Origin of the sequence: Nocardioides sp. (assembly GCF_031397825.1) — a bacterium.
Classification (GTDB): domain Bacteria; phylum Actinomycetota; class Actinomycetes; order Propionibacteriales; family Nocardioidaceae; genus Nocardioides.
This window is the reverse complement of the sequence record NZ_JANNML010000023.1, coordinates 1-15,477: the sequence shown is the minus strand read 5'-3', so window position 1 is coordinate 15,477 and position 15,477 is coordinate 1. Positions and strand designations below refer to the sequence as shown.

General features: G+C 71.6%; 17 protein-coding genes. 5 read left to right on the top strand and 12 right to left on the bottom strand.

Going from position 1 to position 15,477, the window contains the following annotated elements; genetic code table 11:
* Nucleotides 1-56: 56 nt before the first annotated feature.
* Nucleotides 57-293 (top strand): helix-turn-helix domain-containing protein, encoded by a 237-nt coding sequence (locus tag RMN98_RS01320; protein ID WP_309646995.1) that lies wholly within the window; start codon nucleotides 57-59, stop codon nucleotides 291-293.
* A 2-nt stretch (nucleotides 294-295) separates the two neighbouring features.
* Here the strand turns inward: RMN98_RS01320 and RMN98_RS01315 are convergent, their stop codons facing one another.
* Genes RMN98_RS01315 through sigE form a run of 3 tightly spaced genes read right to left on the bottom strand, consistent with a single transcriptional unit; the run spans nucleotide 296 to nucleotide 2,769 of the window.
* Nucleotides 296-1,660, bottom strand: coding sequence for a trypsin-like peptidase domain-containing protein (locus RMN98_RS01315; protein WP_309646994.1), 1,365 nt, complete (start codon nucleotides 1,658-1,660; stop codon nucleotides 296-298).
* A 33-nt stretch (nucleotides 1,661-1,693) separates the two neighbouring features.
* Complete coding sequence (locus RMN98_RS01310; protein ID WP_309646993.1) at nucleotides 1,694-2,149, bottom strand: zf-HC2 domain-containing protein; 456 nt, start codon at nucleotides 2,147-2,149, stop codon at nucleotides 1,694-1,696.
* The gene (sigE, locus tag RMN98_RS01305; protein WP_397208522.1) at nucleotides 2,134-2,769 is read right to left on the bottom strand and encodes an RNA polymerase sigma factor SigE; all 636 of its coding nucleotides are present in this window, start codon (nucleotides 2,767-2,769) and stop codon (nucleotides 2,134-2,136) included. Before sigE ends, RMN98_RS01310 begins: the two co-directional genes overlap by 16 nt.
* Before the next feature lie 189 nt (nucleotides 2,770-2,958).
* On the opposite strand from sigE, the gene RMN98_RS01300 reads away from it, so the two are divergent.
* A complete protein-coding gene (locus RMN98_RS01300; protein ID WP_309646992.1) occupies nucleotides 2,959-3,564 on the top strand; it encodes an O-methyltransferase in 606 nt (201 codons plus the stop codon).
* Nucleotides 3,565-3,598: 34 nt separating this feature from the next.
* Here RMN98_RS01300 and RMN98_RS01295 read toward each other — a convergent pair whose 3' ends face one another.
* Nucleotides 3,599-5,155 (bottom strand): leucyl aminopeptidase, encoded by a 1,557-nt coding sequence (locus RMN98_RS01295; protein ID WP_309646991.1) that lies wholly within the window; start codon nucleotides 5,153-5,155, stop codon nucleotides 3,599-3,601.
* The gene (locus tag RMN98_RS01290; protein WP_091115820.1) at nucleotides 5,152-5,319 is read right to left on the bottom strand and encodes a DUF3117 domain-containing protein; all 168 of its coding nucleotides are present in this window, start codon (nucleotides 5,317-5,319) and stop codon (nucleotides 5,152-5,154) included. The genes RMN98_RS01295 and RMN98_RS01290 overlap by 4 nt, the downstream gene beginning before the upstream one ends.
* A 127-nt stretch (nucleotides 5,320-5,446) precedes the next feature.
* Here RMN98_RS01290 and RMN98_RS01285 point away from each other — a divergent pair, with 127 nt between their 5' ends.
* Both RMN98_RS01285 and RMN98_RS01280 read left to right on the top strand, forming a co-directional pair.
* Nucleotides 5,447-6,223, top strand: a complete 777-nt coding sequence (locus RMN98_RS01285; protein ID WP_309646990.1) for a PaaX family transcriptional regulator C-terminal domain-containing protein — start codon at nucleotides 5,447-5,449, stop codon at nucleotides 6,221-6,223.
* Nucleotides 6,224-6,244: 21 nt separating this feature from the next.
* Nucleotides 6,245-7,039, top strand: coding sequence for an enoyl-CoA hydratase-related protein (locus RMN98_RS01280; RefSeq protein WP_309646989.1), 795 nt, complete (start codon nucleotides 6,245-6,247; stop codon nucleotides 7,037-7,039).
* Nucleotides 7,040-7,055: 16 nt separating this feature from the next.
* On the opposite strand, the gene RMN98_RS01275 is transcribed toward RMN98_RS01280, so the two are convergent.
* Genes RMN98_RS01275 through dapE form a run of 5 tightly spaced genes read right to left on the bottom strand, consistent with a single transcriptional unit; the run spans nucleotide 7,056 to nucleotide 10,455 of the window.
* Nucleotides 7,056-7,874, bottom strand: coding sequence for a M14 family zinc carboxypeptidase (locus tag RMN98_RS01275; RefSeq protein WP_309646988.1), 819 nt, complete (start codon nucleotides 7,872-7,874; stop codon nucleotides 7,056-7,058).
* Nucleotide 7,875: 1 nt separating this feature from the next.
* Entirely contained in the window at nucleotides 7,876-8,304 is a 429-nt protein-coding gene (locus RMN98_RS01270) for a hypothetical protein (protein ID WP_309646987.1), read from the bottom strand.
* Between the two features lie 15 nt (nucleotides 8,305-8,319).
* Nucleotides 8,320-8,634, bottom strand: coding sequence for a DivIVA domain-containing protein (locus RMN98_RS01265; protein ID WP_309647028.1), 315 nt, complete (start codon nucleotides 8,632-8,634; stop codon nucleotides 8,320-8,322).
* A gap of 13 nt (nucleotides 8,635-8,647) precedes the next feature.
* The gene (locus RMN98_RS01260) at nucleotides 8,648-9,376 is read right to left on the bottom strand and encodes a TIGR00730 family Rossman fold protein (RefSeq protein WP_309647027.1); all 729 of its coding nucleotides are present in this window, start codon (nucleotides 9,374-9,376) and stop codon (nucleotides 8,648-8,650) included.
* Nucleotides 9,377-9,384: 8 nt separating this feature from the next.
* On the bottom strand, nucleotides 9,385-10,455 hold the full coding sequence (gene dapE / locus RMN98_RS01255) for a succinyl-diaminopimelate desuccinylase (protein ID WP_309646986.1): 1,071 nt from the start codon (nucleotides 10,453-10,455) through the stop codon (nucleotides 9,385-9,387).
* An 87-nt stretch (nucleotides 10,456-10,542) separates the two neighbouring features.
* Between dapE and RMN98_RS01250 the strand changes: the two genes are divergently transcribed.
* The gene (locus RMN98_RS01250; protein WP_309646985.1) at nucleotides 10,543-11,388 is read left to right on the top strand and encodes an LLM class F420-dependent oxidoreductase; all 846 of its coding nucleotides are present in this window, start codon (nucleotides 10,543-10,545) and stop codon (nucleotides 11,386-11,388) included.
* A gap of 3 nt (nucleotides 11,389-11,391) precedes the next feature.
* Here RMN98_RS01250 and ileS read toward each other — a convergent pair whose 3' ends face one another.
* Nucleotides 11,392-14,682 (bottom strand): isoleucine--tRNA ligase, encoded by a 3,291-nt coding sequence (gene ileS, locus RMN98_RS01245; protein ID WP_309646984.1) that lies wholly within the window; start codon nucleotides 14,680-14,682, stop codon nucleotides 11,392-11,394.
* Between the two features lie 195 nt (nucleotides 14,683-14,877).
* Nucleotides 14,878-15,477, bottom strand: a 600-nt coding sequence (locus RMN98_RS01240; protein ID WP_309646983.1) for a hypothetical protein, incomplete at its 5' end; no start/stop codon positions are given.

Sequence of the window (15,477 nt, the reverse complement as noted above, 5' to 3'; positions counted from 1 at the left end):
CACAGCCGTTGGCGGCGCCTTGTGGAGGATGTGGCAGGAGGTGCGACGATGGGCGCATGGCCGCCACGCCCCGCTTCCTCACGCTCGCCGACGTCGCCGAGGTGCTCAACACGTCGAGCGCCCAGGTCTACGCGCTCGTGCGTCGCGGCGACCTGCCCGCCATCAAGATCGGCGGCCGCGGCCAGTGGCGGGTCGAGGCGAGCATGCTGGAGGACTACATCGCCCGGATGTACAAGCAGGCCGAGGACTTCGTCGCCCAGCACCCCTTCGTCGACGCCGAGACCACCGACTGACCTCAGCCGGTCTCGCCGTCGAGCGTGATGTCGGTGGTGCGCTCGTCGCCGCCACGCAGGTAGGTGAACTCGATCGTCTGGCCCGGCTGACGGGTGCGGATCGACACGATCAGCGCGATGCCGTCGGTGATGCGCTCCCCCTCGACCGCGACGACGACGTCGCCCTTCTCGAGGCCCGCGGCCTGCGCCGGGCTGTCCTCGAGGACCTTGGAGATCTCGGCACCCGTGCCGTCGCGCACCCCGGTCTGCACCTGGGCGCCGATGACGGGATAGCTGGACTCGCCGGTCTTGAGGATCTGGTCGGCGGTCACGACGACCTGCTCGACCGGGATCGCGAAACCGACCCCGATGTTGCCGGCCTCGCCGCTGAAGGTGCCGCCACCCGTGGTCGCGATGGCCGAGTTGACCCCGACGACCTGGCCGCGGAGGTCGACGAGGGGACCGCCCGAGTTGCCCGGGTTGATGGCCGCGTCGGTCTGCACCGCATTGATGTACGACGACTGGTCGCTGGACTCCCCCGTGGTGACCGGGCGGTTGAGCGAGCTGACGATCCCGGACGTCACCGTGGAGCTGAGCCCCAGGGGCGAGCCGATCGCCACCACACCCTCACCCACGCGCAGCCGCTTGGAGGAGCCGAGCGAGGCGGGCTTCAGCCCGGTCGCGTCCTCGGCGTAGAGCACGGCCAGGTCGTAGACCGGGCTGCGGCCCACGACGGTCGCCTCGTAGCGGTTGCCGTCCTGGTCGACGACCTCGATCAGGCCGTCGTCCTCGGCGGCCGACTCGACGACGTGGTTGTTGGTCACGATGTGGCCCTGGCGGTCGAGCACGAAGCCGGAGCCGGTGGCCCCGCCGTCCTGGCCGTCGAGGGCGGCGGAGATCTGGACGGTGCTCGGCAGCACCTCCTGCGCGACCTTGGCGACCGATCCGGCCGCGTCGCCGGTGAGCGGCGGGAGCGAGACGGTGTCGACGTCGGCAAGACCGCCCGGCGTGGTGCCCGGGGTGTCGGTGCGCAGCTCGTCGTAGGCGACGCTTCCGGCGACCCCGCCGATCACGCCCACCACGAGCGCCACGGAGGCCACCAGCGGCCAGACCCAGCCGCTGACCCGCGGCCGGGCCGGCGCCCGGTGGGCGGGCTCGGCCGGCATCGGCTGCGTGCCCGGGGGCGGGAAGCCGGCCCAGGGGGCCGGGGCCGGGATCGCCGGTGGCGGGGACGGCGGCAGCCATGACGGCGAGACCTGCGGACCCGGTCGGCCGGGCGCGCCCGCCTCGCCCGCCCGGCCCGGCTGCTCCGGCTGTGCAGCGATGGGCTGGGTGGTCTCGCGGTCGTCGGCGTCGTCCGAGTACGACGGCTGGTCAGGCTCGTTCACCCGACCATCATCCCCCGTGGGTGGGCACGGGCGTCAGGGCAGGTCGCGACGCGTGGCCCCGCCGAGCGGCGAGGGGGCCGGGGTGGTCACCGACGTGACCGGCGTACGACGGTCGAGCGACGGCGCGTCCGCGGGTGCGGCCCCGAGGGCCAGGACGCCCATGACCGCGGCTCCGACGGCCCCGCCGCCGAGGGCAGCCAGGCCCACGGTGCGTCGCGAGCGGTGGGGGTCCTCACGGGAGATCGAGAGGTAGAGCTGACCGGGGGTGACGCCGAGCAGGGATCCCTTGAGGTGCTCCGGGGCCGAGTCGGCGCGATGTTGCATGCCGGCCAGGCGCGTCTTGACCCACCCCTCGTGCTCGACGAGGTCGCGGCACTGGTGACAGGTGTGGACGTGGGCCCACGCGCGCTCGGTCTCCTCGGCGGAGAGCTGTCCGTCGAGGAGGGCGGAGATGCGCGGGCCGAGGTGCCCGATCACGAGGCGCTCCACGCAGCAGCCGGGTCGGGAGCGGGACCGGAGTAGCGGGCCCTCCCGTCGGCGGGAGCGCGGTGCGACAGGGCGGTGCGGAGCATGGCGCGACCGCGGTGGATGCGGGAGCGGACGGTGCCGAGCTTGGCGTCGAGGATGCCCGCGATCTCCTCGTAGGTCAGGCCCTCGACGTCGCAGAGCACGACCGCGGCGCGGAAGTCGGGCGGCAGCGTGGCCAGGGCGCGCTCGATGTCGTCGTCGAAGCGCTGGTCGGCGTAGGCGACGTCCGGAGCGGGCGAGGAGCTGGTGAGCCGGTCGGCGCGCTCGTCGGAGAGGGCGTCGAAGCGGATCCGCTGCTTGCGGCGGGCCTGGTCGAGGAAGAGGTTGGTGGTGATGCGGTGCAGCCAGCCCTCGAAGGTGCCAGGGGTGTAGGTCGACAGCGAGCGGAACACCCGCACGAAGACCTCCTGGGTGAGGTCCTCGGCGTCGTGGCGGTTGCCGGTCAGACGGTAGGCGAGGCGGTAGACGCGGTCGGAGTGCTGCTCGACGATCTCGTCCCACGAGGGGACGCCGTGCGTCGTCTCCTGCATGGTCGCTCCCCGGTCGGTGTCCTGCGGCTCTCGTCGCTTGGTGAGTCTCACGCTAGAGGTCCTGTCTGAAGGTTCCCTGTGAACGGGCCTGCTCTCCTCCCAACGGTCGGCGCGCAGGCGGTGTTCCCGCGACTGGGGCCCTGCTGGCGATACGGTGTTGCCCGCTCGATCTTTCGCATCCAGGAGGCTGCCATCACTACCCCGCTCACGCCCGCGAGTTGGTTCTACGCGGAGGCCTTCGTGCCCGAGGACGACGTCCTCGCCGCCGCCCGGGCGCGTGCCGAGGAGGTCGGCGTCACGCCGATCAGCCCCGGCGGGGGCGCCGCACTTCGTTTCCTCGCCTCGGCCATCGACGCCCGCGCCGTGGTCGAGATCGGCACCGGCACCGGTGTCTCCGGGTTGTGGTTGATGCGCGGCATGCGCTCCGACGGCGTGCTGACCACGGTCGACATCGAGGCCGAGCACCAGCGCCTGGCCAAGGAGTCGTTCCTCGAGGCCGGCTTCCCCAACCAGCGCGTCCGCACGATCGCAGGCTCCGCGCTCGACGTCCTGCCGCGCCTGACCGACGGCCACTACGACCTGGTCTTCTGCGACGGCGACAAGGCCGAGTACGCCGCCTACCTCACCGAGGCGCTGCGGCTGCTGCGCCCCGGCGGCGTCGTGGTCTTCGACAACGCCCTGTGGCACGACCGGGTCGCGGACCCGGCGCGCCGCGACGAGGAGACCGTCACGATCCGCGACCTCGGCAAGGCCGTCGCCGAGCACGAGTCGCTGGTCTCGGTCCTGCTGCCCGTCGGTGACGGACTGCTGGTCGCGAAGAAGGAGTGGCTCGCCGAGACCGACTGACCCGCAGCGGGATCAGCCGGTCGCGACGAGGCCGTCAGCGCACCCCGGCGAGCGGGTCCTCGGAGCCGAGCCAGGCCAGCAACGCCCGGGCCCCGAAGCCCGTGGGGCCCTTGCTCCACTCGTAGCGGTCGTCGGGCGAGTCGCCCGCGGACGCCACGTCGAGGTGGGCCCAGGGGGTCGAGCCGACGAAGTGCTGGAGGAACAGCGCCGCGGTGATGGCACCGGCGCCCCCGGCCGCGTTGTCGGCGTCGGCGATCTTCGAGGCGAGCTTCTCCTCGTAGCCGGCGTAGAGCGGGAAGCGCCACAGCGGCTCCCCCGCCTGCTCGGCGGCATCGAAGAGCGCCGTCGCCAGCGCGTCGTCGTTGGCGAAGTAGCCGCCGGTGTGCTGGCCGAGCGCGACCTTCATGGCACCGGTCAGGGTGGCGACGTCGACGATCACGTCGGGCTCGATCTCGGCGACGGCGTAGGCGAGCGCGTCGGCCATCACCAGGCGCCCCTCGGCGTCGGTGTTGGTGACCTCGCTCGTGCGGCCGCCGTAGTGACGGATCACGTCACCGGGGCGCAGGGAGTTGCCGGAGACGGCGTTCTCGGCGGCCGGGACGAGCCCCACGACGCGCACGGAGCAGCCGACGTCGGCGAGCGCGGCCATCGCGGCCATCACGACGGCACCGCCGGTCATGTCGCGCTTCATCGTCGACATGGCCTCACCGGGCTTGATCGAGAGACCACCGGTGTCGAAGGTGATGCCCTTGCCGACGAGCACCACGGTCCTGGTCCTGCGACCGGCCTTGGGCGGGGTGTAGTCGAGACGGATCAGCCGCGGCGGCGTGGCCGAGGCCTTGCCGACGCCGACGATCCCACCGAAGCCGCCGTCCGCGAGCTCCTGCTCGTCCCAGACCCGGAAGCCGAGGCCCGCCTCGGCGGCGAGCTCGGCGGCCTGCTCGGCCAGCCACTGCGGGTTCTTGAGGTTGGAGGGGACCGTGGCGAGCATGCGGGCTCGCCAGCCAGCGCCGCCGACCGCGATCGCACGCCCGAGCACCGCCTTCTGCTCCGCGCTGTCGGCCAGGTCGGCGAGCACCACGTGAGGCACCGGCACCGACGTGGGCGGTGTGGAGCGCCAGTGGAAGCCGAAGGAGCCGAGCATCATCCCGACGACGAAGGCACTCAGGCCCTCGTCGGGGTCGAGCGCGGGGATGGTGGTGGCGACCGCGGTGCGGTCGTGCACCGCGCGGGCCAGGGTCGCGCCGGCGCGGCGGAAGTCGGTCGGTGTCTGCTGCCCGACGCCGACCAGGAGGACGAGCCGCAGGCCGGGGTTGTCCGGCGCTCCCAGCGGCACGGGGACGCTGTGGACCTCCCCGACCGCACCGGTGGCGCGGCTGACCTCGAGGACCCCGAGCAGGTCCAGGTCGAGAGCCTCGCCGAGCTCCACCGCACCGGGACCGAGCAGCACGGAGGCGTCGTCGTCGGCCGGGAGGACCGGCACGGCGACCACGTCGACCCCGAGGATGGAGTGAGGCCGGAGCCCGCTGATCGCGAACTCCGGCGGTGAGACCTGGCTGGGCAGGATGGGGATGGTGGGCGTGCGGGTCACCCGACGACGTTCTGGAGGGCCTCGGCGAGCGAGCCGGCTTCCTCGGCGTTGAGCTCTACGACCAGCCGGCCCCCACCTTCGAGCGGAACGCGCATGACGATGCCCCGTCCCTCCTTGGTGACCTCCAGCGGACCGTCGCCCGTCCGCGGCTTCATTGCCGCCATGCGGCACCTCTTCCTGTTCCCGATCGAAGCACGCAGGTGTCCTGCCGCTCTCTGCCTGATGACGCTGGCGCCCATTATCCCCTATTGCGGGAGTGATCGGGACCACAGCCCTGGCAGACTCGCCGCCATGCACGCACGGTCGGCACTCTTCGACCTCTACGGCGACCACCTCGGGGCCCACGACGGCCAGGCACCGGTTGCCGCCCTGGTGCGCCTGCTCGACCCCGCCGGCATCGCCGCTCCCGCCGTCCGCACCGCGATATCGCGGATGGTCACGCAGGGTTGGTTGGAGCCGGTCCCCCTCGACGGTGCACGCGGCTACCGCGCGACCCAGCAGGCCACCAGCCGCCTGGCCGACGCCGCGGACCGCGTCTACCGCCGCACCGAGCGCAGGTGGGACGGCACCTGGCAGCTGGTGCTCGTCGAGGTCCCGTCGGGCCGAGCGGCACGGGGCCGTGTCAACGCCGACCTCACCTTCCTGGGCTATGCCGAGCTGGCCGACCGGGTGTGGGTCAGCCCCTTCCCGCGCAGCGAGCTCGCCGCGGTCCTCGCGCGCGCCGGCGCCACCGCACGGACCGCCCGAGCGCTCGACGTCGACCCGTCGCCCACCTCGGCCTGGGACCTCGACGCCCTGCGTGCGGCGTACGACGAGTGGTTGGGCGGTGCGCCCGACCTGCTGCGGCGTCACCTGGGGGCGCACGCCGACCCCGACGAGGCGGCGTTCGCTGCGCGCTTCCACCTGGTGCACGGCTGGCGGAAGTTCCTCTTCGCCGACCCGGGCCTGCCCGACGAGCTGCTGCCCCACGACTGGCCGGGTCGCGAGGCGGCCGAGGTGTTCGCGCGCGAGGCAGAGCGTCTCAAGCCGGCGTCCGACCGGTTCGTGGTCCGCTGCCTCTCCGGGTGATGCGGGTGCCAGACTGCCCCCATGACTGATGCTCCCGTGCTCCTGGACGTCACCGACGGCGTCGCCACCATCACGCTCAACCGACCCGACGCGATGAACAGCCTCGACGTGGCGACCAAGGTGCTGCTGCGCGAGATCGTGCAGACCGTCGCCGACGACCCTGCCGCGCGCTGCGTGGTGCTCACCGGCACCGGGCGGGCCTTCTGCACCGGCCAGGACCTCAAGGAGCACATCGGCCTGCTCCACAACGGGGGCAGCGAGCAGCTGTTCACCACGGTGGAGGAGCACTACAACCCGATCGTCACCGCCCTGGCGGGCATGGCCAAGCCGGTCATCGCCGCGGTCAACGGTGTCGCCGCGGGCGCGGGGGCCAGCCTGGCCTTCGCGTGCGACCTGCGGATCGTGGCCGACACGGCGGGCTTCAACCTCGCCTTCGCCAACGTCGCGCTGTCGTGCGACACCGGCGCCAGCTATCACCTGCCCCAGCTGGTCGGTCACGCCAAGGCGATCGAGCTGCTCTACTTCCCGCGCACGATCAAGGCCGACGAGTCGCTGTCGCTGGGCCTCGCGACCACGGTCGTGCCGGCCGACGAGCTCGCGGCCGAGGTGTCGGCCCTGGCGGCCAGGCTGGCAGCCGGGCCGACCGTCGCGCTCGGCGCGATGCGGCGCTCGGTCGCCTACGCGTCGGGCCACACGTTCGTCGAGGCGCTGGAGTTCGAAGGCTCGATGATGCAGCTCTCCGGCGCGACCGCCGACCATGGTGCAGCCGTCGCTGCGTTCGTCGCCAAGGAGAAGCCGGTCTTCGAGGGGCGTTAGCCGCCTCGCCCGACCGTCACGGGTGGGCGGGCTCCAGGCTCTGGGGGCCGCGGTAGGCGCCGAAGACCGACAGCACCTGGTCGGGCGCGACCTTGGTCATGCGCTTGCGCGAGGGGTTGGCGCCGTACTCCACGGTCAGGGCGTTGCCCTTGAAGGTGTGGTTGAACCAGCCGGTCATCGTGCCGTGGCAGACCCCGCCGCAGTCGAGCGTGCGGCGCGGGAGGCGGAGCTTGCGTGCCACCAGCCGGGCGAAGGCCGGGCGCTTGGTGGCGGTGTCGACGCCGAGCAGGGGCTGGTGGAAGCTGAGCACCCGCTCGGGCCGGACGTCCTTGAGGAACGCCATCATCGCCCGGGTCTCGGGCTCCGAGGCCGGCCCGGGGCCGGACTCGTAGTTGCCGTCGAGGTCGGTCCAGCCGTGGGGGTAGTTGCGGTTGAGGTCGACGCCGCGCGCGTTCTTGCGGCTGCCGCGCGCCAGGCCGTCGGGGTTGTAGCTCGGCACGACCCACACGTCGATGCCGTGCAGGGGCGCACCGTCGCGCAGGGTCTCCAGGATGCGGCGGGTGTGGGGCTCGTTGCCGTGCATCGTCGAGATGAGCACGACGGTAGGGACCTCCTCGACGTCCGGCTCGCCGAGGTGCCACGCGACGATGGGGCGACCGCGGACGGACGTGCCGATCACACGCTTCTCGATCACCGCGGGACGCGACGCTGTCGGCGGTGACGCGCTCGCGAGACGCGTGCTGTCGAGGGTCGTGGGCGCGGCGGGGAGCGCGGCGGCCGTGAGAGCGGCGGCCGTGAGAGCGGCGCTGAGGAGGAGCGACCCGAGAAGGCGCACGTCAGACCACGCTGGTGAGGTAGGCCCAGGTGAAGACCCCCACCCCGACGAGCATGCCGACGTGGGCGAGCACCGACAGCCCGGGGCCGTCGGACCAGGTGTCCTCGGTGCCGGTGGCGGCATGCTTGCCACGCGAAGGCAGCCAGCGCACCAGGATCAGCAGGCCGGCGACGACCACGACCCACCACAGGGCGAGGGCGAGGATCCCGACGACGCCCGCGGCGTTGTCGCTCATCGAGCCACCGCCGACCAGGAAGACCAGCCACACCACGAGCGCTGTGGCACCGCTGCCGGTGTGGATGTTGAGCAGCAGCCGACCGACGTGGACGCGTCCCGCGGCACCGTCGTCGCGGCCGAGGCGCAGGCGGGTCAGGACGATGACCAGCGCCGCCAGGGCGGTCAGGACGTAGACGATGACCTCGGTCGACACGGTCGGCAGTGTGCCCTACGGGACGGGGTCGCCGCCACGGGCCTCGCGGGCGGGGGCGCCATCGGTCTGCTGAGGGTGCTGAGGGTGCTCGGCCTGCTCGCGCTCGGTGGCCAGCCGGTCGAGCAGCGCGTCGACCTCGGACATGCGGTAGCCGCGGAACGCCAGCGAGAACCGCACGCGGCGCAGGTCGTCGCTGCCCAGCGGACCCTCGCGCGACGCCAGCGGCGGCGGACGGTCGTCACCCGCCGGCTGGAGCGGGGTGCCACGACCGGCCGCGACCATCGCGACCCCACCCATCGCGAGCACGATCACGATGGCGAAGACCCACATCACGGCCGACTCCTCATGCCTCGGCGCCGTGTGCCTGCGGCCGGGCCTCGACCATGATCCGCACAGCCTCCTCGACGTCGTCGGTGAGGACGAGCCGATCGAGGTCGCCCTGGGAGATCTTGCCGTCGGCGAGCACGGTGTCGCGCAGCCAGTCGAGCAGGCCCGACCAGTAGTCGACGCCGATCAGCACGACGGGGAACGCGGTGATCTTCTGCGTCTGCGCGAGCGTGAGCGCCTCGAAGAGCTCGTCGAGGGTGCCGAGGCCGCCAGGGAGGACGATGAAGCCCTGGGAGTACTTGACGAACATCGTCTTGCGCGCGAAGAAGTAGCGGAAGTTGATGCCGACGTCGACCCACTCGTTGAGGCCGGTCTCGAACGGCAGCTCGATGCCGAGCCCGACGCTGACGCCGCCGGCCTCGCACGCCCCCTTGTTGGCCGCCTCCATGGCGCCCGGCCCACCCCCGGTCATGACGGCGAAGCCCTCCTCGACGAGGCGGCGGCCGACGACCTCCGCGACGGCGTACGACGGGTGGTCGGCGGGGGTGCGCGCGGAGCCGAAGACACCGATCGCCGGCCCGAGCTCGGCCAGGGCGCCGAAGCCCTCCACGAACTCGGCCTGGATGCGCAGCACCCGCCACGGGTCGGTGTGCACCCAGTCGCTGGGGCCGCGCGAGTCGAGCAGGCGCTGGTCGGTGGTGGTGCCGTCGACCTGGTCACGGCGCTGCATGACCGGGCCCTTCATCTTGGACTTCACGAGGTTCCTCCCAGCCACTCGGTCAGCGCGCGCTCGCAGCTGCGGATCTGCTCGACCGGCACGAACTCCTCCTGCTTGTGCGCCAGCATCGGGTCGCCGGGGCCGAAGTTGACCGCAGGCACGCCGAGCGCGGTGAAGCGGGCGACGTCGGTCCAACCGAACTTCGGGTTGACCTCACCGCCCACCGCCTCGATGAACGCCTGGGCGGCGGGACGGTCGAGGCCGGGCAACGCTCCGGGCGCCATGTCGGTCAACGTGACCTCGAAGCCGTCGAAGAAGTCGCGGACGAACGCCTCGGCCTCGTCCTCCGAGCGGTCGGGGGCGAAGCGGAAGTTGACCTCGACCACGCACTCGTCGGGCAGCACGTTGCCCGCGACGCCGCCGCGGACGAACACCGCGTTGAGTCCCTCGTGGTACTCCAGCCCGTCGATCACGGGTCGCCGAGCCTCGTAGGTGGTGAGGCGGGCGAGGATCTCCGCCGCCTTGTGGATCGCGTTGACGCCCTTCCAGCTGCGCGCGGAGTGGGCCCGCTCGCCCGTCGTACGCACGTCCACGCGGAGCGTGCCCTGGCAACCCGCCTCGACGACGCCGTTGGAGGGCTCCATCAGGATCGCGAAGTCGGCCGTCATGAGCTCGGGGTCGCTCTGGCTGAGGTGGTGCAGGCCGTTGAACTCGGTGTCGATCTCCTCGCCCTCGTAGAGGATGAAGGTCAGGTCCCGGTCGGGCCGCGTGATGGTCTGGGCGAGCCGCAGGATGACCGCATCGCCGCCCTTCATGTCGCAGGTGCCGAGGCCGTGCAGCAGTCCGGTCTCCTCGTCGAGCCGGCTCGGGAGGTTGTCGTTGAGCGGCACGGTGTCGAGGTGGCCCGCGATCACCACCCGCTCGGCCAGGCCGAGCTCGGTGCGCGCGATGACGGTGTTGCCGCGGCGGAGGACGGTGAGGTGCTCGAGCGGGCTCAGCGCGGCCTCCACCGCGTCGGCGATGGCCTGCTCGTTGCGGCTCACCGACTCGATGTCGACGAGCTGCTGGGTGAGGGTGACGGCGTCAGCGGTGAGGTCGAGGTGCACGGCGCCAGTCAACCAGCCGGGGGTGGCCGGTCGGGTGCCTGCGTGTCCAGCCTTCCCCAAAACTGGAACACGTTCTAGTGTTCGGGCATGCGCAACGGACTCGTCCTCTTCACCTCCGACCGCGGGATCACGCCCGCCGAGCTGGCCGTGGCCGCGGAGGAGCGTGGGTTCGACACCATCTATGTCCCCGAGCACACCCACATCCCCGTGCGACGCGACGCCGCGCACCCGACCGGCGGCGAGACGCTGCCCGACGACCGCTACACCCGCACGCTCGACCCGTGGATCTCGCTGGCCACCTGCGCCGCGGTCACGAGCCGGATCCGGCTGTCGACCGCGGTCGCGCTGCCGGTCGAGTCCGACCCGATCACGCTGGCCAAGCAGATCGCCACGCTCGACCACCTCTCCGGGGGTCGCGTCACGATCGGCGCCGGCTTCGGGTGGAACACCGACGAGCTCGAGGACCACCACGTGCCGCCGGCCAAGCGCCGCACGGTCCTGCGCGAGTACGTCGAGGCGATGCGTTCGCTGTGGACCGAGGAGGAGGCGTCCTACGACGGTGAGTTCGTCAGCTTCGGCAGGTCGTGGGCCTACCCCAAGCCCGTCCAGCCCCACATCCCGCTGGTGATCGGTGCCGGCGGCGGGCCCAAGACGTTCGAGTGGATCGCGCGCACGGCCGACGGCTGGATGACGACCCCGGTCGAGAAGGACATCACCGGCAAGTCCGACGCGCTGCGCGAGGCGTGGGCCGCCGCGGGCCGCGAGGGCACGCCGGACATCCACGTCCTCATCGCGATGCGCCCCTCTCCCGAGGACCTCGCGTCCTGGGCCGAGGCAGGCGCGACGGACCTGATCTGGGGCGTGCCGGACACGTCGCGCGACGAGGTCATGGTCTACCTCGACAAGCTCACCGCGCGACTCGGCCTCGGCTGAGGATCAGGCCTTCGCCACCACCACGGTCGCCTTCTCACCGTCACCGACCACCACGTCGGTGCCCCCGAGGTCACCGGCCTCGCCCAGCACGTCGTACGACGTCGCGAGGGTCTCGCTGGTGATCAGCTGCTCGTGCGTGCGGGCCGCCTCCTGGACGAGCGTCGAGCCGGCGACGGTCAGCGCGATGCGGTCGGACACGTCGAGGCCCGCGTCGCGGCGGGCCTGCTGGATCGCGCGCACCAGGTCGCGGGCCAGCCCCTCGGCCGCCAGCTCCTCGGTCACCGCGGTGTCGAGCACGACGAAGCCACCCCCGGGCAGCACGCCCGTGGCGGTGTCGGCGTCGGCGGAGCCGGCGACCGTCTCGAGGGCGTACTCCCCCTCGACCAGCGCCAGCCCACCAGCCGTCACGGTGCCGTCCTCGGCCACGGACCAGTCGCCCGTCTTCGAGCCCTTGATCGCGAGCTGCACGTCCTTGCCCAGGCGGGGGCCGGCAGCGCGCGCGTTGACGGTCAGCTTCTGCTCGACGCCGTACGACGCCGCCTCGTCGGAGTCCGCCGCCAGCAGCCGCACGGCCTTGACGTTGACCTCGTCGGCGACGATCGACTCGAAGCCGGCCAGCGCTGCCGGGTCGCCCACGACGACGGTCAGCGTCGAGAGCGGCAGCCGGTTGCGCAGGCTGCCCGCCTTGCGCAGCGCCGACGTCGCGGAGCAGACCTCGCGCACCTGGTCCATCGCCGTCACGAGGGCGTCGTCGGCCGGCAGGTCGCCGGCGAGCGGCCAGTCGGTGAGGTGCACCGAGCGACCTCCGGTGAGGCCGCGCCAGACCTCCTCGGTCGTCAGCGGCATCAGCGGCGCGGTCGTGCGGCAGACGACCTCGAGCACGGTGTGCAGGGTGTCGAAGGCGTCGGTGTTGTCGCCCCAGAAGCGGTCGCGTGAGCGACGGATGTACCAGTTGGTGAGGACGTCGAGGAACGACCGCGTGGTGTCGCAGGCGTCGGCGACGGCGTAGTCGTCGAGCTGCGCGGTCATCGTCTGGACGTACTGACGGCACTTGGCCAGCAGGTAGCGGTCCAGCGGGTCCTGCGAGGCCGTCGACCACTGCGCGTCGTAGCCCTCGCCGCCGCGGGCGGCGTTGGCGTAGAGCTGGAAGAAGTACCAGCTGTTCCACAGCGGGATCATCACCTGGCGCACCGAGTCGCGGATGCCCTGCTCGGTCACCACGAGGTTGCCGCCGCGCAGGATCGGGCTCGACATGAGGAACCAGCGCATGGCGTCGGCGCCGTCGCGGTCGAAGACCTCGGACACGTCGGGGTAGTTGCGCAGCGACTTCGACATCTTGTTGCCGTCGGAGCCGAGCACGATGCCGTGGCTGATGCAGGACTTGAACGCCGGCTTGTCGAAGATCGCGGTCGCCAGGACGTGCAGCGTGTAGAACCAGCCGCGGGTCTGGCCGATGTACTCCACGATGAAGTCGCCCGGGAAGTGCCCCTTCTTCTCCGCCGATCCGTCGAACCACTCGGCGTTCTCGAAGGGATAGTGCGCTTGCGCGAAGCTCATCGACCCCGAGTCGAACCACACGTCGAGAACGTCGGTGACGCGTCGCATCGTCGACTGCCCCTCCTCGGGCGTGCGCGGGTCGTCGGGGTTGGGACGCGTGAGGTCGTCGACGTAGGGCCGGTGCAGGTCGGGGACGCCGTCACCCTTGCCGGGCAGCCGACCGAAGTCGCGCTCGATCTCCTCGAAGCTGCCGTAGACGTCGACGCGCGGGTAGGCCGGGTCGTCGCTCTTCCACACCGGCACCGGGGAGCCCCAGAAGCGGTTGCGGGTGATCGACCAGTCGCGGGCGTTCTCCAGCCACTTGCCGAACTGGCCGTCCTGGATGTGGTCGGGGACCCAGCGGATCTCCTGGTTGAGCTCGAGCATCCGCTGCTTGACCGCGGTCACCTCGACGAACCACGACGAGACGCCCTTGTAGATCAGGGGCTCGCGGCAGCGCCAGCAGTGCGGGTAGGAGTGGTCGTAGGTCTCGCGGCGCAGCAGGACGGTGCCGGGCGTGACCGAGCCGGTCTCCTGAGCCCCGGTGGTCGAGCCTGTCGAGACCGTTGCGGCCTTGAGGTGGTCGATGATCGCCAGGTTGGCGTCGAAGACCTGGACGCCCTCGTAGTCGGTGACCGGGTGGGTGAAGCGTCCGTCCTTGCCGACCGGCATGACGGCCTCGATGCCCTCGCGGTCGGTGACGACCTTGTCGTCCTCACCGAAGGCACCGGCGGTGTGCACCAGCCCGGTGCCGTCGGTGGTCGTGACGAACTCCGCGGCGACGACGCGGAAGGCGTTGTCGTGGCCGAGGTAGTAGGAGAACGGCGGGGTGTAGGTCAACCCCACCAGGTCGGCGCCGACGCCGCGCCAGGTCACCTCGGGCTCGTCCCCGAGCTCACGGGCGTACGACGCCAGCCGGGCCTCGGCGAGCAGGTAGCGGGTGCCCTCGACATCCACGACGACGTAGTCGATGTCGTCGCCGACCATGACCGCGAGGTTGGACGGCAGCGTCCACGGTGTCGTCGTCCAGACGAGGAGCTTCACGCCCTCCAGGCTCTGCCCGTTGACGGGGTCGGACGTCGTGATGTCGTACCCGACCGTGACAGCGGGGTCCTGACGGTTCTGGTAGACGTCGTCGTCCATGCGCAGCTCGTGGTTGGACAGCGGCGTCTCGTCGTTCCAGCAGTAGGGCAGCACGCGGAAGCCCTCGTAGACCAGGCCCTTCTCGTGCAGCTGCTTGAAGGCCCAGATGACCGACTCCATGTAGTCGGGGTTCATCGTGCGGTAGTCGTGGTCGAAGTCGACCCAGCGCGCCTGGCGGGTGACGTAGTCGCGCCACTCACCGGTGTACTTCATGACCGACTCGCGGCAGGCCTCGTTGAACTTGTCGATGCCCATCTCGACGATCTCGTCGGTGGTCTTGATGCCGTTGAGGCGCATCGCCTCGAGCTCGGCGGGCAGGCCGTGGGTGTCCCAGCCGAAACGGCGCTCGACCTTGCGCCCCCGCATCGTCTGGTAGCGCGGGATCAGGTCCTTGACGTAGCCGGTCAGCAGGTGGCCGTAGTGCGGCAGCCCGTTGGCGAACGGCGGGCCGTCGTAGAAGACGAACTCGTTCGCCGCGTCGTCCCCGGCGTCGCGCTGGTCGATGCTCGCCTGGAAGGTCCCGTCCTGCTCCCAGAAGGCCAGCACGCGCTCCTCGATCTCCGGGAAGCGGGGGCTCGAGGGGACGGCGGCGTCGCCGGTCTTCGGGTAGGTCATGGCATCTCCTGCTGGGGTTCGTTGGTTGAGCCTGTCGAAACCCAGGGACGATCCGAGGACCGCGGTACCACCCTGCTTGCTCCCGGAGGAACCTCTCGTTCACGGCGGTGACGGGCCTACCCGTCCGGTTCTACTGAGCACTCACGTGCCGTTCTTCCGGAGGCTCACCGCTGATGACGGCTCAGACGCCTGTGGTCACAGCGTACGGCGGCGCGGGTCGGCCGCGCGAATCAGTTGCGCCCGCCACGCGAGGATCCGCTCCGCGGCCTGCTGGGGGGTCAGCTCGCTGTTGTCGAGCCGCAGGTGGTCGAAGGTGCGCAGGACCTCGTCGGCCGGGGTGGTCGGATCATCGGGGTCGGTGTTCATCCGGTAGCCGGCGTCGAGCTCCCGGACGTGGGCGTCGGACCATGCCAGGTCACGCTTGGACGGCTTGGCGGCGACCCGGTCGGGCTGGGCGTTGCGGACCAGGCGGATCTCCAGACCCGAGTAGAGCTCGACGAAGCGGACCCGCAGCCCGCGATCGACGTACGGCGCGAGGTAGCGGCGCACGATCTCGGCGTCACCGACCTCGTCGACCGGCCAGACGAAGGTGAGGACGAGCGAGACCGCGTGCTCGGCGGCCGCCTCGATCACGCGGATGCGGAGGTCGTCCTTGAGCACGTCGAAGGCCGGGCTGCCGAAGCCGAAGACGTCGGCCAGCGGCTCGATCACGTGGTGGTTGTGGAAGAGCCGGAAGTCGCTCGCGGCACAGATCGCCCTCCCCACGGTCATCTTGCCGACCGCGGGTGGGCCGAT

Excerpts from the sequence above, each read along its gene's own strand:
- RMN98_RS01320 (WP_309646995.1), top strand. The coding sequence starts at position 57 with ATGGCCGCCACGCCCCGCTTCCTCACGCTCGCCGACGTCGCCGAGGTG.
- RMN98_RS01290 (WP_091115820.1), bottom strand. The coding sequence starts at position 5,319 with ATGGCGGCAATGAAGCCGCGGACGGGCGACGGTCCGCTGGAGGTCACC.
- RMN98_RS01285 (WP_309646990.1), top strand. The coding sequence starts at position 5,447 with ATGCACGCACGGTCGGCACTCTTCGACCTCTACGGCGACCACCTCGGG.
- RMN98_RS01280 (WP_309646989.1), top strand. The coding sequence starts at position 6,245 with ATGACTGATGCTCCCGTGCTCCTGGACGTCACCGACGGCGTCGCCACC.
- RMN98_RS01265 (WP_309647028.1), bottom strand. The coding sequence starts at position 8,634 with ATGTGGGTCTTCGCCATCGTGATCGTGCTCGCGATGGGTGGGGTCGCG.
- RMN98_RS01260 (WP_309647027.1), bottom strand. The coding sequence starts at position 9,376 with ATGAAGGGCCCGGTCATGCAGCGCCGTGACCAGGTCGACGGCACCACC.
- RMN98_RS01250 (WP_309646985.1), top strand. The coding sequence starts at position 10,543 with ATGCGCAACGGACTCGTCCTCTTCACCTCCGACCGCGGGATCACGCCC.
- ileS (WP_309646984.1), bottom strand. The coding sequence starts at position 14,682 with ATGACCTACCCGAAGACCGGCGACGCCGCCGTCCCCTCGAGCCCCCGC.